General features: G+C 68.7%; 26 protein-coding genes. 8 read left to right on the top strand and 18 right to left on the bottom strand.

All coding sequences use genetic code 11. From position 1 onward, the window contains the following. Positions 1-115: 115 nt before the first annotated feature. Positions 116-868 carry an O-methyltransferase gene (locus tag A5678_RS13055; protein WP_068042921.1) on the top strand — a complete coding sequence of 251 codons (753 nt, stop codon included), beginning with the start codon at positions 116-118 and terminating at the stop codon, positions 866-868. 11 nt (positions 869-879) lie between these two features. Here the strand turns inward: A5678_RS13055 and A5678_RS13050 are convergent, their stop codons facing one another. From A5678_RS13050 to tyrS, 15 genes are all read right to left on the bottom strand, one after another. Continuing rightward, the gene (locus A5678_RS13050) at positions 880-1200 is read right to left on the bottom strand and encodes a hypothetical protein (protein WP_156746902.1); all 321 of its coding nucleotides are present in this window, start codon (positions 1198-1200) and stop codon (positions 880-882) included. A gap of 58 nt (positions 1201-1258) precedes the next feature. Continuing rightward, on the bottom strand, positions 1259-2200 hold the full coding sequence (xerD, locus tag A5678_RS13045; protein WP_068042918.1) for a site-specific tyrosine recombinase XerD: 942 nt from the start codon (positions 2198-2200) through the stop codon (positions 1259-1261). Continuing rightward, the gene (locus A5678_RS13040; RefSeq protein ID WP_068042916.1) at positions 2197-2820 is read right to left on the bottom strand and encodes an NUDIX hydrolase; all 624 of its coding nucleotides are present in this window, start codon (positions 2818-2820) and stop codon (positions 2197-2199) included. The genes xerD and A5678_RS13040 overlap by 4 nt, the downstream gene beginning before the upstream one ends. Continuing rightward, on the bottom strand, positions 2813-4564 hold the full coding sequence (locus A5678_RS13035) for a CTP synthase (RefSeq protein WP_068042914.1): 1752 nt from the start codon (positions 4562-4564) through the stop codon (positions 2813-2815). The genes A5678_RS13040 and A5678_RS13035 overlap by 8 nt, the downstream gene beginning before the upstream one ends. Before the next feature lie 120 nt (positions 4565-4684). After that, a complete protein-coding gene (locus tag A5678_RS13030; RefSeq protein WP_068042911.1) occupies positions 4685-5629 on the bottom strand; it encodes a copper transporter in 945 nt (314 codons plus the stop codon). 8 nt (positions 5630-5637) lie between these two features. Next, entirely contained in the window at positions 5638-6819 is a 1182-nt protein-coding gene (gene steA, locus A5678_RS13025) for a putative cytokinetic ring protein SteA (RefSeq protein ID WP_068042907.1), read from the bottom strand. A 196-nt stretch (positions 6820-7015) separates the two neighbouring features. Further along, complete coding sequence (gene recN, locus A5678_RS13020; protein WP_068042906.1) at positions 7016-8782, bottom strand: DNA repair protein RecN; 1767 nt, start codon at positions 8780-8782, stop codon at positions 7016-7018. Further along, positions 8783-9706, bottom strand: coding sequence for an NAD kinase (locus tag A5678_RS13015; RefSeq protein ID WP_068042904.1), 924 nt, complete (start codon positions 9704-9706; stop codon positions 8783-8785). After that, complete coding sequence (locus A5678_RS13010) at positions 9703-10512, bottom strand: TlyA family RNA methyltransferase (RefSeq protein WP_068042902.1); 810 nt, start codon at positions 10510-10512, stop codon at positions 9703-9705. The genes A5678_RS13015 and A5678_RS13010 overlap by 4 nt, the downstream gene beginning before the upstream one ends. An 8-nt stretch (positions 10513-10520) precedes the next feature. Further along, positions 10521-10697 (bottom strand): hypothetical protein, encoded by a 177-nt coding sequence (locus A5678_RS27110; RefSeq protein ID WP_156746901.1) that lies wholly within the window; start codon positions 10695-10697, stop codon positions 10521-10523. 415 nt (positions 10698-11112) lie between these two features. Then, entirely contained in the window at positions 11113-11262 is a 150-nt protein-coding gene (locus A5678_RS27550; RefSeq protein WP_197502130.1) for a DUF3761 domain-containing protein, read from the bottom strand. Positions 11263-11534: 272 nt separating this feature from the next. Further along, entirely contained in the window at positions 11535-12545 is a 1011-nt protein-coding gene (locus tag A5678_RS13005) for an HAD-IIA family hydrolase (RefSeq protein ID WP_068042899.1), read from the bottom strand. Then, complete coding sequence (locus A5678_RS13000) at positions 12542-13324, bottom strand: hypothetical protein (RefSeq protein WP_082945544.1); 783 nt, start codon at positions 13322-13324, stop codon at positions 12542-12544. The genes A5678_RS13005 and A5678_RS13000 overlap by 4 nt, the downstream gene beginning before the upstream one ends. Before the next feature lie 27 nt (positions 13325-13351). Then, a complete protein-coding gene (locus A5678_RS12995) occupies positions 13352-13726 on the bottom strand; it encodes a DUF732 domain-containing protein (RefSeq protein ID WP_197502129.1) in 375 nt (124 codons plus the stop codon). Between the two features lie 76 nt (positions 13727-13802). Continuing rightward, positions 13803-15074 carry a tyrosine--tRNA ligase gene (gene tyrS, locus A5678_RS12990; RefSeq protein WP_068042894.1) on the bottom strand — a complete coding sequence of 424 codons (1272 nt, stop codon included), beginning with the start codon at positions 15072-15074 and terminating at the stop codon, positions 13803-13805. On the opposite strand from tyrS, the gene A5678_RS12985 reads away from it, so the two are divergent. Next, on the top strand, positions 15019-16080 hold the full coding sequence (locus A5678_RS12985) for a bile acid:sodium symporter family protein (RefSeq protein ID WP_255396917.1): 1062 nt from the start codon (positions 15019-15021) through the stop codon (positions 16078-16080). The genes tyrS and A5678_RS12985 overlap by 56 nt on opposite strands. Here the strand turns inward: A5678_RS12985 and A5678_RS12980 are convergent. After that, positions 16077-16688, bottom strand: a complete 612-nt coding sequence (locus tag A5678_RS12980; RefSeq protein ID WP_068042890.1) for a DNA-3-methyladenine glycosylase — start codon at positions 16686-16688, stop codon at positions 16077-16079. The genes A5678_RS12985 and A5678_RS12980 overlap by 4 nt on opposite strands. An 81-nt stretch (positions 16689-16769) precedes the next feature. On the opposite strand from A5678_RS12980, the gene A5678_RS12975 reads away from it, so the two are divergent. The 5 genes from A5678_RS12975 to A5678_RS12955 all read left to right on the top strand — a co-directional run bounded on the left by A5678_RS12975 (position 16770) and on the right by A5678_RS12955 (position 21567). Then, positions 16770-18041, top strand: a complete 1272-nt coding sequence (locus tag A5678_RS12975; protein ID WP_068042887.1) for an ammonium transporter — start codon at positions 16770-16772, stop codon at positions 18039-18041. A 182-nt stretch (positions 18042-18223) separates the two neighbouring features. Continuing rightward, a complete protein-coding gene (locus A5678_RS12970; protein ID WP_156746900.1) occupies positions 18224-19372 on the top strand; it encodes a hypothetical protein in 1149 nt (382 codons plus the stop codon). 55 nt (positions 19373-19427) lie between these two features. Beyond that, positions 19428-20192, top strand: coding sequence for an ABC transporter ATP-binding protein (locus A5678_RS12965; protein WP_068042882.1), 765 nt, complete (start codon positions 19428-19430; stop codon positions 20190-20192). Continuing rightward, complete coding sequence (locus A5678_RS12960) at positions 20126-20944, top strand: ABC transporter permease (protein WP_156746899.1); 819 nt, start codon at positions 20126-20128, stop codon at positions 20942-20944. The genes A5678_RS12965 and A5678_RS12960 overlap by 67 nt, the downstream gene beginning before the upstream one ends. Beyond that, positions 20944-21567 (top strand): TetR/AcrR family transcriptional regulator, encoded by a 624-nt coding sequence (locus tag A5678_RS12955; RefSeq protein ID WP_068042878.1) that lies wholly within the window; start codon positions 20944-20946, stop codon positions 21565-21567. The genes A5678_RS12960 and A5678_RS12955 overlap by 1 nt, the downstream gene beginning before the upstream one ends. Here A5678_RS12955 and A5678_RS12950 read toward each other — a convergent pair. Continuing rightward, positions 21533-21757 (bottom strand): Trm112 family protein, encoded by a 225-nt coding sequence (locus A5678_RS12950; protein WP_068042954.1) that lies wholly within the window; start codon positions 21755-21757, stop codon positions 21533-21535. The genes A5678_RS12955 and A5678_RS12950 overlap by 35 nt on opposite strands. Continuing rightward, positions 21750-24737: an acyl-CoA synthetase gene (locus tag A5678_RS12945; RefSeq protein WP_068042876.1), complete on the bottom strand. Its 2988-nt coding sequence runs from the start codon at positions 24735-24737 to the stop codon at positions 21750-21752. Before A5678_RS12945 ends, A5678_RS12950 begins: the two co-directional genes overlap by 8 nt. Positions 24738-25106: 369 nt before the next feature. On the opposite strand from A5678_RS12945, the gene A5678_RS12940 reads away from it, so the two are divergent. Beyond that, positions 25107-25787: an MspA family porin gene (locus A5678_RS12940; protein WP_197502131.1), complete on the top strand. Its 681-nt coding sequence runs from the start codon at positions 25107-25109 to the stop codon at positions 25785-25787. The last annotated feature ends 100 nt before the right edge of the window (positions 25788-25887 follow it).

Here is a 25887-nt window from a genome sequence, read left to right as displayed (position 1 = left end):
AGCCGGGCGACGCGCAAGGCGTTTCACCAGCGAATATGGCCGCTAACCTGCAATGAGTCACATGCGTCCCACCAGCACCAGCAGTAGCTCTCGAGGCGGCCTATCGTGGTCCTTCATGGACCTCAAGCGACGGATTCCCCTCCTGCGATGGTCGGTTTGGCGGATGGCGACGGGGGCACGCAACATCACCACGACGGGTCAGATCGGCGACGGACGCGAAGCCGCCGCAGTGGACTACGTCCTGCGGAACGCCAAGTCAGGCGACATCGACGATGTGCTGGCCACCATCGACAGGTTCGCCTACGAGAAGTCGATGCTGATCAACGTCGGCGACGAGAAGGGACAACTCCTCGACGCCGCGGTGCGCCGCGCCGACCCGGCGGTGGCGCTGGAGTTGGGCACCTACGTCGGATACGGCGCGTTGCGCATCGCCCGCGCCGCCCCGAACGCCACGGTGTACTCCGTCGAACTCGCCGAGGCCAACGCCGCCAACGCCCGGCGCATCTGGGCCCACGCCGGCGTCGCCGACCGGGTGACGTGTGTCGTCGGCACCATCGGTGACGGCGGGCGCACCCTGGACGCCCTGGCCGACGAGCACGGGTTCGCGTCCGGTGCCCTCGACTTCGCGTTTCTCGACCACGACAAGGACGCCTACCTCGACGACCTGCAGAGCATCATGGCGCGCGGTTGGCTGCGTCCGGGCGCGATCGTGGTCGCCGACAACGTCCGGGTGCCGGGCGCGCCGAAGTACCGCGAGTACATGCGCCGGCAGCAGGGCAAGCAGTGGAACACCGTCGAGCACAAGGCGCACCTGGAATACCAGTCGCTGGTTTCCGACCTGGTGCTGGAGTCCGAGTACCTGGGCTAGTCAGCTCGGCATCACGGGCACATGAAGGCGATCGGCGGACATTGCCGGGGCGTGATGGCTTCCGGCGGAGGGTTGTCCCCGTCCCAAACCGGGGCGATCTGGCCGCTGTACGAGGTGACGACGTTGCCCATCCCGTAGTTGGTGAAGTAGAAGGTGTGGCATACGTTCCAGTCCCAGACGACGTCACCCGGCCCCGTGGGCGGGTCGTGTCGCTGCCCCGGGCACCAATGGTGCGGACCGAAACCGTTGTCCGCGTGAGCGGTCGCCGCGGCGAATCCCAATCCGGCGATCGCGAGGCCGCCCGAGAGCAGCGCCCCGGCGATCCTCTTCATGGCTTGATTGTGTGGCATAGCGACGACGGTGCCGCCCGCGCTTTGCTACCGATCCCAATTACTGCGCGCGCGGATGCGCTTCCGCCCACACCTCGCGCAGCGCGTGCACGGTGACCATCGTGTAGATCTGGGTCGTCGTCACCGAGGCGTGTCCCAGCAACTCCTGCACCACCCGCACGTCGGCGCCGCCCTCGAGCAGGTGGGTCGCGAACGAGTGCCGCAGCATGTGCGGCGACACGCCCGACCTGATCCCGGCGCGCTCGGCGGCGTCCTGTAGCACCTGCCACGCACTTTGCCGCGACAGCCGGCCGCCGCGCACGTTGAGGAAGATGGCCGGTATCCCGCGGCCGCGACGCGCCAGGTCCGGTCGGCCCCGCACCAGATAGGCGTCCAGCGCGTTCACGGCGGGCCGCCCGATCGGCACCAGCCGCTGCTTGCCGCCCTTGCCGCGCAGCAGCACCGACCTGGCCCGGGTGTCGACGTCGTCGACGTCGAGGCCGACAGCCTCGGAGATGCGCGCCCCGGTCGAGTACAGGAGTTCCAGTAGCGTCCGGTTGCGCAGCGTGAGCGGGCCGTCGGAGGCGCTGTCTCCGCCCGCGCCGTCCAGCAGCGCCAGCACCTGGTCGATGGTCAGGCTCTTGGGGAGCCGGCGGCCCGGGGTGGGCGGCCGGACCGCGCGCGCCACGTCCAGCTCGGCGAGGCCTTCGGCCGCGGCGAACCGGTGTAAGCCGCGCACCGCGATCAGGGCCCGCGCCGCCGACACCGCAGACAACGCCGGCGTACCCGAGTCCGGGTCGCCGCGACGCAGCGCCACCAGGAACTCGCTGACGTCGTCCTCGCCGACCTTGGCCAAATCGTGAATTCCGCGGTCCGACAAGTGCTTTGTGTAGCGGCGCAGGTCGCGGCGATAGGAGCTGAGGGTGTTAGCCGCGACGCCCCGTTCGATCGTGAGGTGGTCGAGGTAGCCCTGCACTTGGGTGTCCAGGGCTACCGTCGTCACTGCGCGGCCTTCCGCGCGACGAACGCGGTCGGCTTGTCAGGCCACGGGCTGTCCACCGGCCGCGGTTCGGCACCGCCCTCGGTCACCACGTGGGCGGCCAAAACCCCGGCTATCGCAAGGGAATTCACGATCTCGCCGCTGAACACCTGGCGGACCGCATCGGCGACGGGAACCCAGCGCATCGTCATGTCGGCTTCCTCGTGATGCGCCTCCGGGCGCGCCGCTTCGGTCAGCTCGGTGGCCAGATAGACGCGCACCGATTCGTCGCTGAAGCCCGGTGCGGAATTCAGGTCGACCAGCACCTGCCACGTGCCGGCCCGCAGGCCGACCTCCTCTTGGAGCTCACGGGCCGCCGTCTGCTGCGGCGGCTCCCCCACCACGTCCAGCAATCCCGCCGGAAGCTCCCACAACCGCCGGCCGAACGCGTGGCGATATTGGTAGACCATCGCGATCTCGTCGGCCTCGTTCAACGCCACAATGGCGACGGCACCATAGTGCTCGACGACTTCACGAATCGCGGTGGTACCGCCCGGCATTCGGACATGGTCGCTGCGCAGCGCGAAAATCTTTCCCGTGTACAGCGTTTCGGATGACGCCGTCTCGAAATCGTGTTCAGCCACGGGTCGCGGGCTCAGGTAGCGACTGGCTGACGCCGTCCCGCTGCTGGTTGCCGTTGGAGGCGTGCTCGGGGATCTCCACCGGAAGCAGCTCGCCCGACTGGTAGTCCAGGGCCGCCCCGACGAACGCGACGAACAGAGGGTGCGGCCGGGTGGGCCGGCTCTTGAGCTCCGGGTGGGCCTGGGTCCCGACGATGAACGGGTGCACCTCCGGAGGGTACTCGACGAACTCGACCAGATGCCCGTCGGGCGAGGTTCCGGAGAACCGCAGGCCGCTCTCGGCGATCTTGTCGCGGTAGGCGTTGTTGACCTCGTAGCGGTGCCGGTGCCGCTCCGATACCTGCGTGGTGCCGTACGCCTGGGCGACGACCGAATCCGGCTGCAGGACGGCGGGATAGGCGCCCAGCCGCATCGTGCCACCCAGGTCGGCCTGGCCGGCCACGGCGTCGACTTGGTCGGCCATCGTGGAGATCACGGGATCCGGTGTCCCGGGGTCGAATTCGGCCGAATTGGCCTTCTCGAGCCCCGCCGAGCGCGCGGCCTCGATCACGATGCATTGCAGACCGAGGCACAGGCCCAGCACCGGCAGCCCACGCGACCGCGCGTAGCGGATGGCGCCGATCTTGCCCTCGATCCCGCGGATGCCGAAGCCGCCCGGGATCAGCACGCCGTGCACGTCGCCCAGCGCCGCCGCCGCACCCGCCGCGGTCTCGCAGTCGTCGGAGGCCACCCATTGCATCTCCACCTTGGCGTGGTGCTTGAACCCGCCGGCACGCAGCGCCTCGGTGACCGACAGGTAGGCGTCCGATAGCTCAACGTACTTGCCCACCAAAGCAATCCGTACGGTCTCGTGCGGCTCATGCACCCTGCGCAGCAGGTCGTCCCACTCGGTCCAGTCGACGTCGCGGAACGGCAAGTTGAGCCGGCGCACCACGAACGCGTCGAGCTCCTCGCGGTGCAGCCGCTTCGGGATGTCATAGATCGACGGTGCGTCCGGGGTGGAGATGACGCCGTCGATGTCGACGTCACACATCAGCGCGATCTTGTTCTTCAGCGCTTCGGGGACGTCCCGGTCGCAGCGCAAGATCAGCGCGTCCGGGGTGATACCGATGCTGCGCAGCGCCGCCACCGAGTGCTGGGTGGGCTTGGTCTTGAGTTCGCCCGACGGCGCCAGGTACGGCACCAGCGAGACGTGCAGGAAGAAGACATTCTCCCGGCCCAGGTCGTGGCGGACCTGGCGCGCCGCCTCCAGGAACGGCTGCGACTCGATATCGCCGACGGTGCCGCCGATTTCGGTGATGACCACGTCCGGGCGGTTGCCATGGGCGTCCGGCTCGGCCATCGCCATGATCCGGCTCTTGATCTCGTCGGTGATGTGCGGGATCACCTGCACGGTGTCGCCGAGGTATTCGCCGCGCCGCTCCTTGGCGATGACCGTCGAATACACTTGGCCCGTCGTGACATTCGCCGAGCCGGACAAGTCGCGATCCAGAAACCGCTCGTAGTGGCCGACATCGAGGTCGGTCTCGGCCCCGTCCTCGGTGACGAACACCTCGCCGTGCTGGAACGGGTTCATGGTGCCCGGGTCGACATTGAGGTACGGATCCAGCTTTTGCATCGTCACGTACAACCCGCGGGCCGTCAGTAGCTGACCGAGGCTGCTGGCGGTAAGACCCTTACCCAGAGAGGACGCGACGCCCCCGCTGACGAAGAGGTGCTTGGTGGCGGTTTGCGGGTGCTTTCGCACAGGCGGCCTCCGTGAAGACGGGCAGGGCGTCGAATTTCTAGCCGATAACTAGTTGGGCCTGCCGACCCACGGAAACCCACCCTAACATCCACCACGGAAGTGTCGCGGCGAACACGCCCGCTACTGAGGCACCGTGATCGACGTCGCGCCGTGACCGGTGCCGTACTGACCGGCGTGGCCGCCGTTCATCAGATCGTGCAGGCCCAGCACCGCCGTGATGCGGCCGGGGGCGGTGTCGACGTCGTCGACGGTGCTGACCGCCGAGTTCATCCCGGCGTCGGCGCGCGTCACGGCGACGGCCGCGCCGCCGGTCGCCGAACCGTCCCGCCCGGCCAGCAGCGTGCCCGAGCCGTGCGGCGCCAGCGCGGCGGCGAACCGGGCGACGCTGACGCCCTGATTGCCGGCGTCCTGGGGCAGCGAGCCGCCGGTGACGACCAGCGCGGCATTCGCCGCGCCCAGGTGATCGCTCGGCTGATACGTGATGAATCCGGTGTCGCGCAGCGCTGCCAGCACGGTGTCGCGCTGCGGCTCGTCAACGGGTGGGACCGCTGGATTGGCGTTGATGAGCAAGGCAATGCCCATCAGGTCGCCGGCCTGCGAGCCCTGGTCGACGAGCTTGGTGCTCAGCTGCTGACCGGCGGGCAGGATCGACGAGTTGACCACGGTCTGCAGCTTCTCCGCGGAATTGGCCTCGACGAATTCCGGGGTCAGCGACACGGTTCCGGTGACCGCGCCGCCGGCCTGGCCGATGATCTTCGACACCGCGGCCACGTCGTCGTCTTTGGCGTCCGGGGTGCGGAACACCACGACGGACTTGCCGCCGAGCGCGTCGTGCACCATCCGACCGGCCAGCTGGATGTCGAAGTTGTTTGCCGCGCTGAGCTTTTCGTTGAGCACGTTCTTCTGGTCGTTGAGCCCGTTGATCTGGGTGTGCAGGTCCCGCTTCTCGTCACGCAGGCTGGACAGCAGGGTGTCGGACAGGAAACCGGAACCGAGCACCACTCCCACGGCCAACGCCAGGAAGACGGCGGCCAGCGATAACGCGTGTTGACGGAGCGAGATCATCTTCGGCCCTAGCTCACCAAATGCTGAACCCACAGGGAGAAGTGGTTCCAGTAGTCGGTGACCCAGTGCAGCACCACGCCGTCGGTGCGGGACACCCACAGGGCGACGATGACCGCGATGAGCATGGTCAGCGCCAGCAGTGCGATGGCGCCCGCCGAGATGTGGTTGCGGTACAGGGTGGCCACGGCTTTGGCATCCACCACCTTCTCCCCGACCCGAAGCCTGGTCAGGAACGTCGAGGGGTTGCTGTGCGCACGCGTGCGGTCGAAGAACGTCTCGATGTTGGCGGTGTGGCCGGCGGTCACGAGCAGCGCGGCGCCGTGGTGATCGGCCAGCAGCAGGGCCAGGTCGATCGCCGAACCCGCGGCCGGAAAGGTCATCGCCCCGACACCGAGGTCCTGGATGCGCTCCAGGCCCGGCGCGTGGCCGTCGGCGTCGGCGGGCAGGACGACCTGGGCGCCGCACTTGAGGGCATCGGTGCTGATGTGGTCGGGGTCGCCGACGATGACCTGGGGGCGATAACCCGCCTTGCGCAACACATCCGCGCCGCTGCCCACGCCGAAGAGCACCGGCTGGTACTCCTTGATGAACGGCTTGAGGGACTTCAGGTCCTCCTCGGCGCTGGGCTCGTCGGCGACGATCACCACGTGCCGGCGGCGCAGGTCGACGTCGATGTCGGGGATGCCGATGCCGTCGATCAGCAGCGGGCTTTCGCTCTTGATGAACTCGATTGTGTTGCCCGCGAACGCCTCCAGGTGCGCGGACAGGCCGCTCTTGGCTTCCCGCATCAGGTCGGCGATGTCGTGGTCGGTGCGCTCGGTGCCGCGGACCAGCCTGCGGTCGCCGGAGTACACCCCGCCTTCGTACAGGCGGATCTTGGCGCCGTCCTTCACCTTCTTGAAGATGTCCGGTCCGGTCTCGTCGATCAGGGTGACCCCGTTGTTGACCAGCACCTCCGGCCCCATATTGGGATAGCGGCCCGAGACCGACGGCGAGGCGTTGACGACCGCGGCGATATCGGCCTCCACCAGGGCGTCCGCCGTGATGCGGTCCAAATCCAGGACGTCGAGCACCACGATGTCGCCGGGGCACACCCTGCGCAGCAATCGGTCGATGTTCCGGTCTACCCGCGCGGTGCCGACGAGGCCCGGCCGGGCGGTGTTACGGGTTAGCAGGCCTGACATCTTCATGGGGGCGATTCTGTCGGTGATGCACGGAGGACGCGTGGAGGCGCGCCGTAACATCAGCCTCAGAAGTTATCTAGAGTCCCATTAGTCACAAGCCGCTAACGGCTTGGTCGCGCGAGGCGCACAGTTGCACGGGTTCAGCGGCGTGTCGCCGCGCAAACGCGCACGCTCGCGCGGAGCGCAGAACCCGGGCGAAGCGTTAGATCTCATCCTTCTGCGCCGCGTCGAGCAGTTCGCGGGCGTGCGCACGGCCGCTGTCGGACTCGCCGAGCCCGGCCATCATCCGCGCCAGCTCGACGACCCGCTCGTCGCCGGTGACCCGCCGCACCACGCTGGTCCCCTTCGGTCCGGCGCTGTGCACCACCAGGTGCACGTCGGCATACGCCGCGACCTGCGGCAGATGCGTCACCACGATGACCTGGTGCGTGCGCGCCAACCGCGCCAACCGCCGGCCGATCTGCACCGCGGCCCGGCCGCCGACGCCGGCGTCGACCTCGTCGAACACCATGGTGGTGCCCTCGGAAATTTTGCGCGAGGCGGCCAGCACCACCTCCAAGGCCAGCATCACCCGGGACAGCTCGCCGCCGGAGGCGCTCTTGGCCAGCGGCAGCTGGTCCATCCCGCGGTGCGCGGCGAAACCGAACTCCACCTGATCGACGCCGTCGGCGCCCGCCCGGGCCAGCTCGCCCGACGGAAGCGCGAGCGCGGCCGGGTCGTCCTTGTCGGCGGCCACGTCGTTGGTCACGTCGATGGTGAATTGAGCGTCGGCCATCGCGAGCCCGGAGAGCTCGGCGGTGATCTCTTTGGCGAGCCGCTTGGCGGCCTTCCGCCGAATACCACTGAGATCGACTGCGGCTTGGCCCAATTCACGCGCGAGCTCGTCGACCCGGGCCGCCAGCGCCGTCAGGCCTTCCTCGGATACGTCGAGTTGGGCAAGTCGGCGCCGCGACTCGTCAGCCCAGCGGAGCACCCCGTCGATGTCCGCGGCGTACTTGCGGGTCAGCGTGCGCAGTTCGGCTTGCCGGGCCAGCCTGGCTTCCAGCGCGCTGGCATCGACCGGCAGCTCGTCCAGGAAGCCGCTGAGTTCGCCGGCCGCGTCGGCGACCACCGTCAGCGCCTCACCTACTTGCCCGGCCAGCGCACGTAGCTTGGGGTCATCGGTCGACTCCAGGGCGGCCCGTGCCCGCCCCAGGCTGTCGGCGGCGCTGTGCCCGGAGGCCTCCGCGTCGTCGGGCGCTCCGGAGAGCGCCGCGTGGGCGGTCATCGCGGCCTCCCGCAGCGTGTCCAGTTCGGAGAGCCGCACGATATCGGCGACCAATGCGTCGTCCTCGCCCGGCTGCGGGTCGACGGTGTCAATCTCGTTGAGCGCGAAGTTCAGTCGGTCGGATTCCAGGGCGAGTTCGCGCATGCGATTCCGGCGGTCGACCAGGTCGTGCCGCGCGGTGAGCCAGGCGTCGCGCAGTTTGCGGTAGCGCTCGAGCGCGGGGCCGGCCTTGGCGAACCGGTCGAGGGCGCCGCGTTGTTCCTCGGGCCGCATCAGCCGCAGCTGGTCGTTCTGCCCGTGCAGGGTGAGCAGCTCGGTGGTGAAGTCACCCAGCGATTTGGCGGGGACGCTGCGGCCGCCGAGATACGCCCGCGACGGGCCGTCGCGGCTGACCGATCGCAGCGCGATCACGCTGCCGTCCTCGTCGCGCTCCGCTCCCGACGCGTCCAGCATCTCGTCCAGTTGCGCCACCGCGGCATCCTCGAGATCGGTTGTGGTGAAACGGCCTTCGACAACCGCGCGGTCGGCCCCCGACCGCACCCGGGTGGCGTCGGCGCGGGCGCCGCCGAGCAGGTGCAGGCCGGTCACCACCATGGTCTTGCCGGTGCCGGTCTCGCCGGTCAGGACGGTCAGGCCACGGTCGAACTCCCCCACCGCTGCGCTGATGGCGCCCAGCGACTCGATGCGGATTTCGGTCAGCATCTACTTTCCACGCCACCCGGTGACCGGCAACCGGAACTTGCGGACCAACCGGTCGGTGAACGGCGCGCTGTCCAGCCGCGCCCATTTCACCGGTGTGTCACAACGTTTCACCTCGATCCGGCTGCCGGCGGGAATCAGCATTTCGCGGCGGCCATCGCAAAACACCAGGGCGTCATGACCGTCCGCCTCGATCTCGATGGCGATGGTGGCGTCGGGGCTGGTGACCATCGGCCGGCCGAACAGTGCGTGAGCATTGTTGGGCACCACCAAGATTGCCTCGAGGTCCGGCCACAACACCGGCCCGCCCGCGGAGAACGCGTAGGCGGTGGACCCGGTGGGCGTCGACACCAGCACACCGTCGCATCCGAACGACGACACCGGCCGCCCCTCGATCTCGACGACCACCCCCAGCACGCCCAGCCGCGGGCCTTTCTCCAGGCTGACTTCGTTGAGCGCCCAGCCGTGTTCGATTTCACGGCCGCCCGCGCGCACGACCACATCCAGCGTCAGGCGGTCCTCGACCCGGTAGTCCTTGGCGACGACGTGGTCCAGCACCCGGTCGATGGCCTCCGCCTCGGCCTCGGCCAGGAAACCGATCCGGCCCAGGTTGACGCCCAGCACCGGGATCCCGGCGTTGCGGGCCAGTTCGGCCGCGCGCAGGAAGGTGCCGTCCCCACCGAGCACCAGCACCAGTTCGCAGCCGACGGCGGCCTGCGGATCGGCGTCGACCACCTCGATTTCGACGCCCATCGCCCGGATGTCGTCGGGAGCCACGTGCAGCGAGCCGCGGTCGACCGCCTCGGCGGACAGGACGCGAAGGGCAATATCGTTGTCGCCCAACACTTTCTGGACACGGGCCGCCGTATCGGTGGCTTCTTCGCGGCCGGTGTGGACCACCATCAGCACGGTGCGATGCTCGGTCATGACGGGCCCTCGTCTACCGCGCGCCGCACCGCTGCCACCAATTCGTCATCCGCCAATCCCCGATCGGTCTCGCCGCGCAGCCACAGGAAGTATTCGACATTGCCCGACGGGCCGGGCAGCGGGCTGGCGGTGACCCCGACGGGATGCCAGCCCAGCTGGTCGGCGCGCCGCGCCACCGCCAGCACGGCATCGGCACGCAGGGCGGGGTCGTGCACCACTCCGCCGGGGCCAACCAGGCCCCGGCCCACCTCAAACTGCGGCTTCACCATGGGAACGATATCCGCGGTGGGCGAAGCACATCCAGCCAGCGCGGGCAGCACGGTGGCGAGCGAAATGAAGGACAGGTCGGCCACGATGAGGTCTACCGGTCCGCCGATCGCCTCGAGGGACAGGTCGCGGGCGTTGGTTCGCTCGACGACGACGACCCGCGGGTCGCAGCGCAGCGACCACGCCAGCTGCCCGTATCCGACATCCACCGCAACCACCTCGGCGGCCCCGCGATCCAGCAGGACCTCGGTGAACCCACCCGTGGACGCCCCCGCGTCCAGGCAGCGGCGGCCCGCCACCGGGATTCCGAAGGTGTCCAGGGCGCCGATCAGCTTGTGCGCGCCGCGGGAGACCCACCCCCGTTCGCCGTCGTCGGCGACGGTCAGGGCCGCGGTGACGGCGACGGCCGTTCCCGGCTTGCGCGCCGGCAGGCCATCGATGCTGACCCGTCCGGCGCCGATCAACTCGGCGGCCTGCTGACGCGATCGCGCGAGGCCGCGCCGAACCAGCTCGGCGTCGACGCGGGCGCGGCGAGACATGCGCGCACTCAGCCCTTCTCCGCCGACTCCAGCGCGGCGAGCAGCACGTCGTGCGCCTCGGAAAGGCGACGCGCTATCTCCTCGAGCTCGGCGAGCGACGGCTTCCGTTCGGCGTCGGCCGGATCGGGAAGCTGGACAAGCAGGGCGTCGATTTCCGCGCGAATCTGATCGGGGTCGATTCTCATCGCGTAGAAACTCCTGTGCGCTGTACTTTGGGTGTCTGAACTGCGGTTTTCATCTGCGCTCTAGGCCACGATGTCCGTTCTTGAGCGCGCGGCGGGGGGTTGGACTCGATCGCATGGAAGATGTTATCCCCTGCCGCCGCGGCGGCGTGTTCTTCGGTTTGCCAGGTTCGGGAACCAACCCCCGAAAGCCTACCGATGCTTGACGGAACACCCGGCGAGGACGCGGCAATTCATGCTGGGTCGCCCACCACGCCCAGCGGTGAGGAGTCCGTTTTCATCGTGGTATACCGGCGTTGACGGGGCGGCCGCCGTTCCGGTTCTCGCGCGCGGCCAAGCGCACGGTGGCCCCTTCGAATTGGCACTTCAGAATGTGTGGCGATGCACGGCCGACACGACAGCGTGTCGGTAGCCTTCGCTAGAACCGCTGCACGACGCCGCCGTGGAGCTGACATGCGTAGCGGATGTGCTTATCGAACGAAAAGCTGCCGTCCTTGCAGGCGGCGGTGGCGCCCGGCGGGGGCGGCGGCGGTGGTGGGGGCGCCGGTGCCGGGTCCGCGGCACACATGCCGGTAGCACCCAGGCATCCTGGCGCCGAGCTCGCCGGCGACGCCGCACCAACGGCGGCTGCCGCGATTGCCGCGGCGATGAAGGCAGTTCGAACTATCACGTGTCGACTCTCCTGTACCTCGTTCTCGTCGTGTGGCTTTGGCTTGTCACTACCCCGAAATGCAGGAAATATGCGTCGGCGTCCGGACCGACCCAAGCGGCGCTGCACCGGCCCCCCGGTGCGAGAACCGGGACACCGATGCGCATCGCGTCCCCGGGCAGGTTCACCCGTCAGTCGCTGGGCACCAATGACCAGCGTTGCAATGCGGCGCGGGCGCGGTCGTCGGCGGCCTCGATGTTGATCGCACGCCCGTCCGACTCCGTACCCCATACCGCGCTGGCGACCGCCCGCACGATCGAGAGCCCGTCGCCGTCGTCGGGCCCGTCGCCGCTGACGGTGACCGCCCGCTCGTCGACGTCGACGCGCCACCCCGGCTGGGGCCCGACCGCGAGCTGCTCGCCGTCCTGGTGCAGGGAGCGCAAGTCGTGACCGATATAGGTGGGCCGGTGCACAGGGTCGGCGTACACGGCGTCCCGTGCCGAACTGACCCCGGTGAGCACCATCAGGCTGGGCAGCCGGGCCGCGTTGGCGCCCTCGATGTCGGTGTCCAGCCGATCGCCGACCACCAGGGGCGCGCGGAAATCGCCCCTGGCCGCCGCATCCGTGAGCAACCCGGGCGCCGGCTTGCCCGCGACCTGGGGTTCGGCGCCGGTGGCCGCGCGCAGCGCGGCGACCATGGATCCGTTCCCGGGCAGAAGGCCCCGCTCGGTCGGCAGCGTCGGATCGACGTTGGCCGCCACCCACAGCGAGCCGGCCCGGATCGCCAGCGCGGCCTCGGCGAGGTCCGGCCAGCTGATCGTCGTCGACAGGCCCTGGACGACGGCGACCGGATCGTCGTCATACCGGCGCACCGGTAGCAGCCCGACCGCCTTGACCTCGTCGGCCAGCGCGTCGGTGCCCACGATCAGGACCGGTGACCCGGCCGGCAGCTGGTCGGCCAGCAGCCGGGCCGCGCTCTGCGCGCTGGTGGCGACGTCGTCGGCGGTGGCGGTGAAGCCGAGTTCGGTCAGGTGCGCCGCGACGTCGGCGGCGCTGCGCGATGCGTTGTTGGTGACGAAGAACGCGCGGCTGCGCACTTCGGCCAGCGCCTGCACCGCACCCTCGGTGGGCCGGCGGCCGCGAAACAGCGTCCCATCCAGGTCGAGCAGCAGGCAATCATATTGGCGCGCAATGCTTGTCATCTGAAGCCCAGCTCGCTGACCCGGTCTTCGGCGTCGGTGACGCCTTCGACGTCGGCGCCGGCCGAGCGCAGGAACCATTGCAGCGCTTCATCATTGCGGCCGAGCGCCAGCAGCGTGTCCGCGTAGGCGTAGAACAACCGCGCCGCCGTCGAGCCCCGGCGGCTGGGATCCAGTTGCGGCGTAGACAACACCGTCAGCGCCTGTTCCAGCTGCCCGAGGTCCGCGCGCGCGCCGGCGGCAACGATGCGCAGCTCGTCGGCGTCCTCACCATGGAGCTGGGCCGCCTCCGGCCCCCGCGCGAGTTCGATCGCCCTTTCCGGGCGGCCAAGTCCGCGTTCGCAATCCGCGAGGAGGGCGAGCAGGTTGGACTTGCTGCCCATCCTGCGAGCGGCACGCAATTCGGCCAGCGCCTGGGCCCAGTCGCCGCAGTGATAGGCGGCGATGCCGACCGCCTCGCGAATCGCGGCGATCCTGCTGGACCGGGCGCGCGCCGCGCGGGCGTGACCGAGCGCGGCCTCGGGGTCCTCGTCGAGCAATTCACCCGCGGCGACCAGGTGGCGCGCCACCGCATCGGCCGTGGCGCGGTCCAGGGTGCTCAGCTCGCCCCGGATTTCAGGCGCCAGCTGCCGCGCCTCCACGCCCGGCGGTATCGGCGGCCCGGGATCCGGGGTGCGGTGGCCGTCGGGCTTCTGCGGCTGAGCCGGGCGCGCGCGGCCCGGCCCTGACCAGCCTCCGGATGAGCGCGGGCGCCGTTCGCCCCGCTGCCTGTCGTCGACCACGCAGCCGAGGATACGGGGGCCCGCGCCCTAGTACGCCGTGAGCCGGTTCTGCAGCAGCGGCGCTATCACCGCCGGGCAGTAGTTGGCGACGGCGACGATGGTGAACAGGCCGGCCGACTCGTAGCCCAGGCCGCTGCGCTGAGACATTTCGGCAGCGACCGAGTCGAAGGACTGGCCGGGCGTGACGATCATCGGGCAGACCGACTGGCCCAGCGCGAGGGCGCCGGCCGGGTGCGGATAGGTGATGCCGGCGTTGGTCAGGGCCATCAGGAAGGCGTTGCCCCGCATGTCGGCGCTGACGGGCGCGGCCAGCGGGGCGGCCAGGGCCGCCACGCAGGCGGTCAGGATCAGCACACGCAGCAGGGCCCGTTCCACACGCCGGGAAGCCGTCATCGTGACCACCCTGGCCTGTGCGGGTCACAAGCGCAACACGGTGCGGTAAAGGTTTGCGCAGCAACGCGTTTTGCGAGTGCGGTTTCTAGACCTTTTCGATCCCGGCGACGGTCCGCTTGCCGCGGCGCAGCACCAGCCACCGGCCGTGCAGGAAGTCCGAGGGCTGCGGCGCCCACTCCTCGCTGTCGATCCGGATGTTGTTGACCGACACCCCGCCCTCGCCGATGGTGCGGCGCGCCGCCTTCCTGCTCTCGGACAGGCCGCTCGCCACCAGGAGGTCGACGATCCCGTCGGGGCCGCCGGGTTTGAGCTCGGCGACCGAGGCCTCGCGCAACGCCGCCGACAACGTCGCCTCGTCCAGGCGGTCGAGTTCGCCCTGCCCGAAGAGCGCCCGGCTGGCGTGCTCGACCGCCTCGGTGGCCGCCTCACCGTGCACCAGCACGGTCAGTTCGCGGGCCAGCCTGCGCTGGGCGGCGCGCTGCTGGGGGCGCTCCTGGGTGGCCTGTTCCAGTTCGGCCAGCTCGTCGGCCGTCAGGAAGGTGAACCACCGCAGGTAACGGATGACGTCGGCGTCGGCGGTATTGAAGAAGTACTGGTACCAGGCGTAGGGGGTGGTCATCGCCGGGTCCAGCCACAGGCTGCCGCCGCCGGTGGACTTGCCGAACTTGCTGCCGTCGGCCGCGGTCACCAGCGGGACGGTGAGCGCGTGCACCGCCGCGCCCAGCTTCTGACGGACCAACCGCACGCCGGCGATGATGTTGCCCCACTGGTCGGAGCCGCCGATCTGCAGCGCGCAGCCGTACCGGCGGTGCAATTCGACGTAGTCGTTGGCCTGCAGCAGCATGTAGCTGAACTCCGTGTAGGAGATGCCCTCGCCCTCCAGCCGCCGCCGGACGGTGTCGCGATCCAGCATGACGTTGACCGAGAAGTGCTTGCCGAGATCACGCAGGAACTCGATGGCCGACAGCGGGGCCGTCCAGTCCAGGTTGTTGACCACGACCGCGCCCGTCGGGGATTCATCGAAATCGACGAAGCGCTCCAGTTGCCCGCGGATGCGCTCGGTCCAGTCGGCGACGACGTCCGCCTCGTTCAGGGTGCGCTCGCCGACGTCGCGCGGGTCACCGATCATGCCGGTGGCGCCACCGGCGAGCACGATCGGACGGTGGCCGGCGCGCTGGAAACGACGCAGGGCCAGCATCGGCACCAGGTGCCCCGCGTGCAGGCTCGCCGCCGTCGGGTCGAAGCCGGCGTAAACCGTCAACGGCCCGCGCTGCGCCTCGGCGGCCAGTGCGTCGAGGTCGGTGGACTGCGCGATCAGCCCGCGCCAGCCCAGCTCGTCAAGGATCCCGGAAGACATCGCCGCCGACTTTAGTCGCTCGCGCGGCCACGATTCGCTCCTGCGCTACCTGATAAGGCAAGCTAACGGCGCGGCGCATCGTCGCGCCATCGCCTTCCCCCTCAGCGCACCAACAACGCGGAGCGTCATGGACAACCGATACTGGCCGTTGGTGGTCGTGATCATCATGCTCGCCCTCGGGCTGACGCTCACGGTCGACGACTTCAAGCGCGCCGCCACGTTGCGCAGACCACTGGTCGTCGCGCTCGCCTGCCAGTCGCTGCTGCTCCCCACCCTGTGCCTGGTCATCGCCGACGTCTTCCGCCTCGAGCCCCACCTGGCGGTCGGGCTGATGCTGATGGCCGCCACCCCGGGCGGGACGATGTCCAGCATCCTCAGCCACCTGTTCAACGGCGACTTGGCGCTCAACCTCACGCTGACCGCCACCAACGCCGTGTTGTCCATCGTGGCGTTGCCCGCGATTCTGGCGGTGTCGATGACGTGGTTCCTCGGCGAAGGGCGGTTGCTCCCGCTGCAGCTGGACAAGTTCTTCGTGGTGATCGGCCTGATACTCGTTCCCATCGCGATCGGGCTTGTGGTCCGCCACCGCTTCCCCGAACTGGCCCGGCGACTGCAGAAACCGGTCCGAATCGTCGCGCTCACAATGCTCGTGCTCGCCGTGCTCGCCGCCATCGCCGGGGGGCGAACGACCTTGTGGCACAACCTCGGATTGCTGAGCGGAGCCGTCGTGGCCTTCTGCGCGGTGAGCCTGACGGTCGGCTATCTGGCGCCGCGCCTGATGCGGCTGGCACCGCCCCAGGCCGTCGCGGTCAGCCTGGAGGTCGGAATGCACAACGCCGTGGTGGCGATGGGGGTCGCGTTGAGTCCACAGCTCTTGAACAGCGCCGAGATGGCCACGCCTGCCGCGATCTACAGCGCCGTCGCACCGCTGCTGGCCGTGACGTTCGTGTTCCTCGCGCGGCGCATGGACCCCGCGTTTCGCGCCGCCGCCCCCGTCGCCGTCTAGTCGCTGGTTCCGGGGGCGGGCGCCCGCGGGCTGCGCCGGTATGCCGACACTTCCGGGCGGCCCGGGAGCCAAAATCGCCACGGCCGGTCGGCGGCCTGGCTGACCCCGACGCGCGGACCGGACACGGGGGTCAGCGACTCGTTGAGTTGCAGGGTCACCGGGCTGGCGGGGTCGAAGAGGTCAATCCCGTTGTCGTCCATGGTGATTCCGAGTGCCGAACACAGGTTGCCGGGGCCCCGCGCCAGCGCGGCCGCGCGAACCAGTTCGCCGCGCCGGGCGCGCGCTGTGTCGGTGCCATCCTCCAGCGCGGCGGCCCGCAACAGGACGGCCGCGGCTGTGCCGTCCGGCCCGCAGGAAACGTTGGCGCAGACGTGGATCCCGTGGCTGCGATAGGTGTAGAGCCGGCCGGGAGGACCGAACATCACCGCGTTGCGCCCGCTGATGCCGCGATAGGAGTGCGCCGCGGCGTCCGGCCACGGGCCGTCCGGAACGCCGCCGTACGCCTCGACCTCGACGATGACGGCGCTGACGCCCCGCCCGGTGACGGTGGCGCCGAGTAGCCGATGCGCGGCCGCGATGGGGTCGACGAGCAGCTGGCTTGCGGCCACCCACCGAACCTACCGGCAGCACTTCCATGGCAGTATCCCGGTGTCGCGGGAACCCTCAGGGCCCGAGAAGGAGTCCACATCATGCACTCGATCGACCCCGCTGCCACCGCGTGGCTGCTTGCCAGCACCGCGCTGGTCCTGCTGATGACCCCCGGCCTGGCGATCTTCTACGGCGGCATGGTCCGCACCACCGGGGTGCTCAACATGATCATGATGAGCTTCATCTCCATCCCGTTGGTCACGGTGGCGTGGTTGCTGGCCGGCTACACCATCGCGTTCTCCGAGGACGGGGCGGGCGGGTTCGTCGGCAACCTCCGCCACATCGGGATGCTGGGCATCACCCCCGACACCGTCCACGGTGCGGTTCCCGAGTTGCTGTTCGCCACCTTCGAGGTGACGTTCGCCATCATCACCGCGGCGCTGGTCAGCGGCGCCATCGCCGACCGCGCCAAGTTCGCGGCCTGGATGGTGTTCGTCCCGGCGTGGGCGGTGGTCGTGTATTCGGTTGTGGCGCACTGGGTGTGGGGCCCGGGCGGCTGGCTGGCCAAGCTGGGTGTGCTGGACTACGCGGGCGGCCTCGTCGTCGAGATCGTGTCGGGTTCCTCGGCCCTGGCCCTGGCACTGGTGCTCGGTCCGCGCATCGGCTTCAAGAAGGACGCCATGCGGCCGCACAATCTGCCGCTCGTGCTGCTCGGTGTCGGTCTGCTGTGGTTCGGATGGTTCGGGTTCAACGCGGGTTCCGCCCTGGCCGCGAACGGAACCGCCGCGGCCATCTTCCTGAACACCCTCGTCGCCGGCTGCCTCGGCATGCTCGGCTGGCTCGCGGTCGAACGGGTTCGCGACGGCCGGCCCACGACGTTCGGCGCGGCGTCCGGGGTGGTCGCCGGCCTGGTCGCCATCACCCCGTCGTGCGGGACGGTCAACACGCTCGGCGCGGCGGTCGTGGGACTTGCGGCCGGTGTCGTGTGCTCATTCGCGGTGGGCGCCAAATTCCGCTTCAACTACGACGATTCGCTCGACGTGGTCGGTGTGCACTTCGTCGGCGGTGTCGTCGGTGTGTCGTTGATCGGGCTGCTCGCCACCGCGGTCATGACGTCGGGCCCGCAGGGCCTCTTCTACGGGGGCGGCCTCGCCCAGCTGGGCAAGCAGACGCTCGCAATCGTCGTCGTCGCGCTGTACGCGTTCACCGTGTCGTTCATGCTCGCGAAAGTGATCGATCGGATGATGGGCTTCCGGGTCAGCCCGGAGGACGAGACCACCGGCGTCGACCTCACCCAGCACGCCGAGACGGCCTACGCCGAGGGCGTGCACGGACACCTGCCCCAGCGCCGCCCCGGTCCGCCCGAACGCTGAAGCCGCCACGGCCTCGCGCGCATCGGCAGGGGTCAATTCCCTTAAGCCGCCTGGGGTGTCGGGCCGCGGCAGCGAGCATCGCCCCCACCCTGGTGACCTAGGCCCCTACGCAAGATCGATGACCGAGGTGTCAAATCGGGAGTACAGCCGCGGGAACGCAAATCACCGAGGGGGCAGCGCCGATGACCGATGACCGTCCAACTCCCGATTCATTGAAACCGTTCTGGGAATCCAGCCTCAAACAATTCACGACATTAGAGCCGCCGAACATCGACGCCGCGGCCAAGGAGCGACACCGGATCTATTCGCTATTGCTGTGCGCCTTGATCCACGACAAGTGGAACGGCAACAAGTATGGCGAAGTCGGCGACTATGGGAAATGGCGCAAGAATCAGGAACTCGCCACAATCGAGGAGGGCCGCAACGTCTACAAGGGCGGCTCGTACCTTGGTCACAACATCGCCGCGCTGGCGGTGGACGGCGAAGGGCGCATCATGGACTTCGACTTCAATCACAACGATGTTTTCGACAGCACCGTGGAGCATGCCGAGTCCCGCCTGGTACGCCGGCTTTTCGCGCTGACCCAGATATATGACCCCTGGGAGGCCCTCAAGCCGAACGATTCCCTGCCCGGTGGCCTACGCGCTATCGTCGGCTTTGACCAGCGCTTAGAGCAGCGGCACAGCCTGTTCGCCACCGCAGCATCCGACCGGCCGGCACCGCCACGCACCGGGACAGACCTCGACACCGGGGCAACGCCGTTGCCGCCTTACTCGACGCTCCTCAAGGACGTCACCATCTATACGTCGCTGGAGTCGTGCGCTCAATGCTCCGGGATTATGTGCCTGGCCAGCGTCAAAGACATCGTCTACCTGCAATGGGACCAAGGCCAGTTCCTAATCGGCAACATGATGTGGCAGGCCACCAAAGATCAGAAGAAGGCGCACGGTTTCGGCGCACCACGTCCAATCGGTGGCGATGACTTCGACTTCGAATACTTCACCTCATTGAACAACGCAAACGAAAACTTCCGGAAGGAAATGACCCAAGGCGCCACGTTCTACGAGGATCCGGGTTCAAACACCAAGAGCGATAAGCCATCGGTGACGTCATTTCTCTGCACCGATGCGGCATATGACATTTTCAAACAAGCAACCGAAGAACTGGAAAATTTGAAAGCGACTGGCCTGAAGTACCCGGAGTGGGGGCCCAAGTCGAGCGCGTTGAAGAACGACGATGCACTGAGGCAGGCGAAGGACTTCCTCGAATGGGTCAGAGGGTTCGATCGCTTCAATCGGCTTGGCAGCCGAGGGGCACCGCACCGCGTCTGAACCCCGCCGTCAAGCACCCTTGACAACCCCCGATCCGGGGACGATTATTCATCACATGATGACTTCATCGCGTGATGAATTATCGGCGACAGGCCGAGCCCCCGCCGTCAGCATCGAGCATCTGCGCGTCATCCGCGGTAAACGCCCCGCCCTGCACGACTTCTCGGTGCAAATCGGGCGGGGCAGCATCACCGGCCTGCTCGGCCCGTCCGGCTGCGGCAAGACCACGCTGATGCGGTGCATCGTCGGCACGCAGATCGTGAATTCGGGAACCGTCACCGTGCTCGGCCATCCGGCCGGGTCGGCGGCGCTGCACCGCCGGGTCGGATACCTGCCGCAGGATCCGACCATCTACAACGATGTGCGGGTCGTCGACAACGTTCGCTACTTCGCCTCGCTGTACGGTTTCGGCCACGAGGCCGCCGACGCCGCGATCGAGCGAGTCGGGCTGGCCGATCACCGAACCGCCTTCTGCGCCAACCTTTCCGGCGGTCAGCGCACCCGGGCGTCGCTGGCGTGCGCGCTCGTCTGCCAGCCGGACCTGCTGGTGCTCGACGAGCCCACGGTGGGCCTGGACCCCGTGCTGCGCGCGGATCTGTGGGAGCAGTTCACCGAGCTCGCCCGCGCCGGAACCACGCTGCTGGTGTCCAGCCACGTCATGGACGAAGCCGACCACTGCGGCGACCTGCTGTTGATGCGCGATGGTCACCTGCTCGCCCACACCACCCCGGCCCGACTACGAGAGGACACCGGATGCACATCACTGGAGGACGCGTTTCTGTCCATCATCAAGCGCAACACCATGCGCCAGGCCGGTTAGGGCTCAAGGGTTACACCTCCACCACGACGCGGATCCTGCGCCAGCTGGCGGCCGACCACCGCAGCGTCGCGATGATCTTGTTCGTGCCGGTCTTGGTTATCACGTTGATGTACTTCATGTTCCAGAACGCGCCGCATCGCCCGGGCGCCCCGGCACCGTTCAACAACGCCTGCCTGATCCTGCTGGGCCTTTTCCCGCTGTTCGTGATGTTCATCATCACCGCGATCACGATGCAGCGGGAGCGCGCCTCCGGGACGCTGGAGCGCATTCTGACCACCCCCCTGCGCCGGTTCGATCTTTTGATCGCCTACGGCACCGCCTTCTCGGTGGCCGCTGCGGCCCAGGCCACCTTGGCGTGCATCGTGTCGTTCTGGTTGCTCGGCTTCGACACCGCCGGCAGCCCGGCGTGGGTGTTCGTGATCGCGATCGTCAACGCCGTCCTCGGCGTGGGGCTGGGCCTGCTCTGTAGCGCGTTCGCGCGCACGGAGTTTCAGGCCGTCCAGTTCATCCCGCTGGTGATGGTGCCGCAGCTGTTGCTGGCCGGCATCATCGTGCCGCGCGCGCTGATGCCGCACTGGCTGCAGTGGGTCAGCAACGTGATGCCGGCCAGTTACGCGCTGGAGGCGCTGCAGCAGGTGAGCGCGCACCCGCAGCTGACCTACATCGCGGTGCGTGACATCGTCGTCGTGCTCGGCTCGGCGCTCATCGCGCTGGGCCTGGCCGCGGCGACACTGCGGCGGCGGACCCCGTAGTGGCGGCACCCAACACCGGGCGCAGGCGGCCCGGGCGGCCGGCCGGCGGATCCGACGCCCGTAACCGGATCCTGACCAGCGCCCGAGAATTGTTTGCCACCAACGGCATTGGCAATACATCGATCCGCGCGGTGGCGGCCGCGGCGGGTGTGGATTCGGCGCTGGTGCATCACTACTTCGGCACCAAGGAGAAGCTGTTCGCTGCCGCCGTCCACATCCCCATCGACCCGATGGACATCATCGGCCCGCTGCGCGACGTGCCGATCGAGGAAGTCGGCTACCGGCTGCCGTCGATGTTGTTGCCGCTGTGGGATTCCGACCTGGGCACCGGCTTCATCGCCACGCTGCGGTCCATCCTGGCCGGCTCGGAGGTCAACCTGTTCCGCACGTTCATCGAGGACGTGATAGGGGTGGAAGTGGGACCGCGCGTTGACAATCCACCCGGCAGCGGACTGATCCGCGTCCAGTTCGTCGCGTCGCAACTGGTCGGCGTGGTGATGGCGCGCTACATCCTGCGCTTGGAACCGTTCGCGTTGCTGCCGGCCGAGCAGGTCGCGCAAACCATCGCGCCGAACCTGCAGCGCTACCTCACCGGGGATCTGCCGGACGGCCTTGTGCCATGAGCCGGGCGTGTTCGTCGTCGTCGACGTCGCGGGCCTCGTCGATGAGCAGCACCGGGATGCCGTCCTCGATGCGGTAGGCACGCCGCAGCCGCGGGTTGTACAGCAGCTCCCCATCGTCCGAGTCCACGAGCAGCAACGGTCCCCGGTCGGCAGGGCAGACCAGGATTTCCAGCAGTGAATCGTCAACCATCGGTGCGCCCACTCAGCTCGGCCCGCACGCCGGGGGTCAGCTTTCGGAAGAAGTTGCCCTCGGCGTCGAAGTACCAGACCTGGCGGCCCGGCTTGGGGATTCCCGCCGCGCGCAGGGCGCTGACGGTCGGGCGGTAGGTCGCGCTCAATGTCATCTCCGGGCATACCTGAACGATGTCGGGACCCACGCCGATCGGGATCTTGGCCACGGCGTCGGTCAGGTCGGCCGCGGTGATGCTGGCCCCCGCAAGCAGCGTAACCGCCGAGACGGCGACCTCGCGATCGCCGACGGGAACGTTGTAGGTCACCGCGAGATCGACACCGTTGACGCAGCCGAGCACGTTGTTGACCGGCTCTTCGAAGACGGGACCGCGCGCGGTGTGGACCACCGAGCCCCGCCTGCCCGCCAGCCAGTAGTCGCCGTCGTCGTCGCGGTAGAACAAGTGCTCGGTGGAGATCCAGGTGTCGCCGGCGGCGAAGACTCCCCGTTTCACCGACGCCGTCGGGTCGATCGGGCCGTTGGACGCGGCGAGCAGCACCCCGACCTGTTTCGGCTCGGCGATTTGGACGAAGCCGCGGTCGTTCTCGAGGATCAGGTCGTGCTCGACGTCGTAGGCGGCCAGCTCGATGCGTCCGGCGCCCGGCAGGGGGCGGCCCTTGCTGCCGATCTTGGCGCCGGACACGTTGGCCAGCACGGCTTGTCCGTCGGTGGTGGCGAAGAACTCCACGACGTGGGCGGGCGCGAACGCGTCGACGACCCGTTCCCACAGTCCCGTCGGCATACCGGACCCGATGAACAGCCGCACCGGGTGGTTGCCGTGCAGCACGAACGCGGGATCGTCGACGATCTCGCGCAGCATCGCCCAGGTGTAGGACACCACCGTGACGCCGTACTGCCGCACCTCTTGAACGAACCGGTCGCGATCCAGGCCGCGGGACAGCGCGATGCGCGTTCCGCCGACCACCGCGCCGCCCAGGCTGACCAGCAGCGCCGACTCGTGATGCAGCGGGGTCAGGCAGTACACGGTGTCCCGGCGGTCCAGGGCGGCCGTCGAGGCGGTCCCGAACGCCGACACCGCCCACCGGTAATTGGTGATCTGCTTGGCGACCAGTTCGCCGCCGGCCGCGCTGAACGCGATGAACGCCAAGTCCCGCGCCAGACCCGGGTTGGGCCGGTACCAGCCGGGGAGCTCGACGGCGTCCGGGTCGATCCGCTCCATGTCGATGACGTCGCTGTCGTCGGGCAGGTGCAGGTCGCGCGTTTCGCCGCCGCCCAGCACCAGCACCTGCCGCAGCCCTTGGCGGTCCGACGCCAGCACCGCCTCCACGTTGGTGGGGTCGGTCAGCAGCTCGGTCACTCCCCCGAGCCGGACCGAGGCCGACAGGTCGGCGTCCGGTCGCATCACGACGGCGACGGCGCCCAGCCGGGACAGCGCGGCGATGGCGACCAGCGCGCTGGGCCGCGTCTCCATCAGCACGCCGACCCGGTCGCCCTGCCGCACCCCGACGTCGATCAGGCCGCGGACGACGTTGTTGATGCGCCGGTTGACGGCCTCGTAGGTGTGCACGCGGCCGTCGAACAGCAGGAACTCGCCCAGCGGGGCGTCGTGCGCCTGCTCGTCGATGATGCGGCCCAGCGAGATTCGGGTGTGGTCGTTGATCTGTCCCAGCCGTACCAGCCGCGGCAGCGTGCGGGCCGTTTCAACGGCCAGGGTGCGCATCGACTTGTTGGCCGCGACGACCGTGTTGGCCGCGCCGCGCGCCATACCCAGCGCAGCCTCGGAAACCTCGCCGATGCCGTGCACGAGCCGGGAGCTCAGCGCCACGCCGCTGTCGGTGTGCTCCTCGGGCTGGTCGGCCATCGGGTCGATGCCGTCCGGCTTGTCGCCCCCGGTGGAGAGCCATCGCACCCATTCGGCGACGGTCGGCCAGCTCTGCTGCGCCGCCTTGGAGCCTACGACCAAACCGAAATGACCTGTGCGGATGCGCTTTTCGTACACTTCGGCGTCCGGAGCCGCCCTCCGGATGCCGCGCACCGACGCCGGCTGGCCGATGTCGTCGACCTCCCCGACGAAGGCCAGCACCGGGCAGGTGATGTCGGTGAGCGTGACCATCTGCCCGTTGACGGCGAATCCGCCGGTCATCATCCGGTTGTGGGCGATGAACTGTTTGAGCAATTCGGAGATCGCCGGACCGGACCACGCGATCCAGCCTTCGCGCTCGAGGAACCGGCGCTGCTGTTCGCGCGGGAGTAGGGCCTCGCGGTCGTGCAGCTGGCGCACGAAGTCCACCCGGGCCTTGGCGGTCTTGAGCGGGTCGAGCATCTGAAAGCCGGTGCGCGCCATCCAGCTCGGGATGTCCAACCGGCTGAAGACGTGGTCGGCCATGAAGTTGGCGGCGGGCGCGGCGAAGTTGGCCGGGATTCCCATCGGCAGGGCGGCAAGGGTGTCCACCGGCGAACCGAAGGTGACGATGCTGGCCAGGCTTTTCGAACGCCGGTACGCGGCCACCTGGTAGCACCACATGCCACCCTGCGAATACCCGACCAGATGGATGTCGTTTCCGGTGACGTCCCTGACCGTGTCGATCGCCTGGCTGAGCGCGACGATGTGGTCGGCCAGGGTGCGGCGCATGCCGCCTTCGACCTTGTCGGGTTCGCCGAAGTCGATGACCCAGGGATCCAGCCCGTTGGCGTGCAGGATGCCGACCGCGCCGTCCTCGCGCGTGACGTCCCACATGTCCGCCGACATCATCATCGGGTGCACCATCAGCACCGGCGGGCCCACCCGCGGCTTGTCGGGCCGGCTGTCCGGCGGGAAATAACGTCGGAGCTTGTACATCGGCACGCTCTCGACGATCTGGGACGGCGACGGCACCGTGCCGGTTTCCAAACCCCCCAGTCGCAAGACCTCGAGCCCGTTCTGCGCCGTAGCAATCAGGCGCTCGACCGGTCGCGTGACGATCGACAAGTTGAGATCCACGGCCGCTCCCTAATGTCTTGACAGCTCCGACATCATGGCACACCCGCGGGCTCGGTGGTCCTGGCCAGGCGATTTACCCGCGGGCGGTCAGCCGTCGCGGTCGTGCGGCTCGAGCTTCGAGGCCGGTCGGGCACCGTCCAGCGCCGCAGCGTCTGCCGCTTCCGCGTGATCCCGACTCACCCCGCTAACGCGACCAGAGCAACGATCCGACCGGCCCGGCAAACGAAGTTCGTGCGGCATTCCAGCCCGACCTTCCGCGGCCATGTCCCATGACGATTACGAACGCACAACGACTTCGGCGGCCCGACCACCAAATTCCGAGACCGGAACCAGGCCGTATATACGGTGTCGGACGTGTGGCCGATAGCCGTGGTCGTCCGTCGCGCTGCGATCGTCGTGTCGTGCGTCGTCATGTCAGCGGTGATGGCGCCTCCAACGGCCGCCGACCCCGACGCTGAAAACGCCGCCGCGGTGACGCCGGAGGACGGGCGGGTGCCCTCATCCGAACCGGTGACCTACACAACGCCCGAAGGCTGGACCCTGACGCTCGGGGCGAGGGACGAGTCGCAAGTCCCCATAGCGCCGTTGACCACAGCGGTCTCATCTCGCGAATACCTCGCCAGCGGAACGTTCGCCGCATCGCTGGACGGCCTCGAGCAGCCCCGCGGCGTCCTCGAGGTGGGTTACGAGATCGGCTGTGGAATCGACATGAGCACGTCGAACGGCGTCACCCTCGGGGGCAACGCCGGCGTAACCCCGGGCTTGGGCTTGGCCGGCGTGTTTACCGGTACGCTGACACCGGTGCCGTTGGTCACCACCCCGATGAACGGCTTGATCACCGTAGGCCTCAAGCCCGGTGTCGTAGTCGAAGTACCGGTGGCTAAGAAAGAGTTCAAGGGCCCGAATCCGCGGGTCATCGTCACCGGATTCCACGTCAAAATCGATGGATGCGTGGGTCAGTCGTTCATCAGGTCCTACGCGACGCTGACCCAAGTGACCGACGAATCCGACGTGGTGCTGTCCTACGTCGGCGTCACCAAATCCGTCTGACGTATAGCCCCTAGAAGGGTGGGGGTTCGTCGTCCGTGGCGCCCGGGGTCTCGAACGGTTCACGCGCGGAGGCCGGCCCGGTGGCACCGCCGAGCCGCAT

It is taken from the genome of Mycobacterium sp. E2733 (assembly GCF_001667585.1).
In the GTDB taxonomy this organism is placed as follows: Bacteria; Actinomycetota; Actinomycetes; order Mycobacteriales; family Mycobacteriaceae; genus Mycobacterium.
Note: the sequence above shows the minus strand (reverse complement) of the source record. Positions and strands in the feature narration are given on the sequence as shown.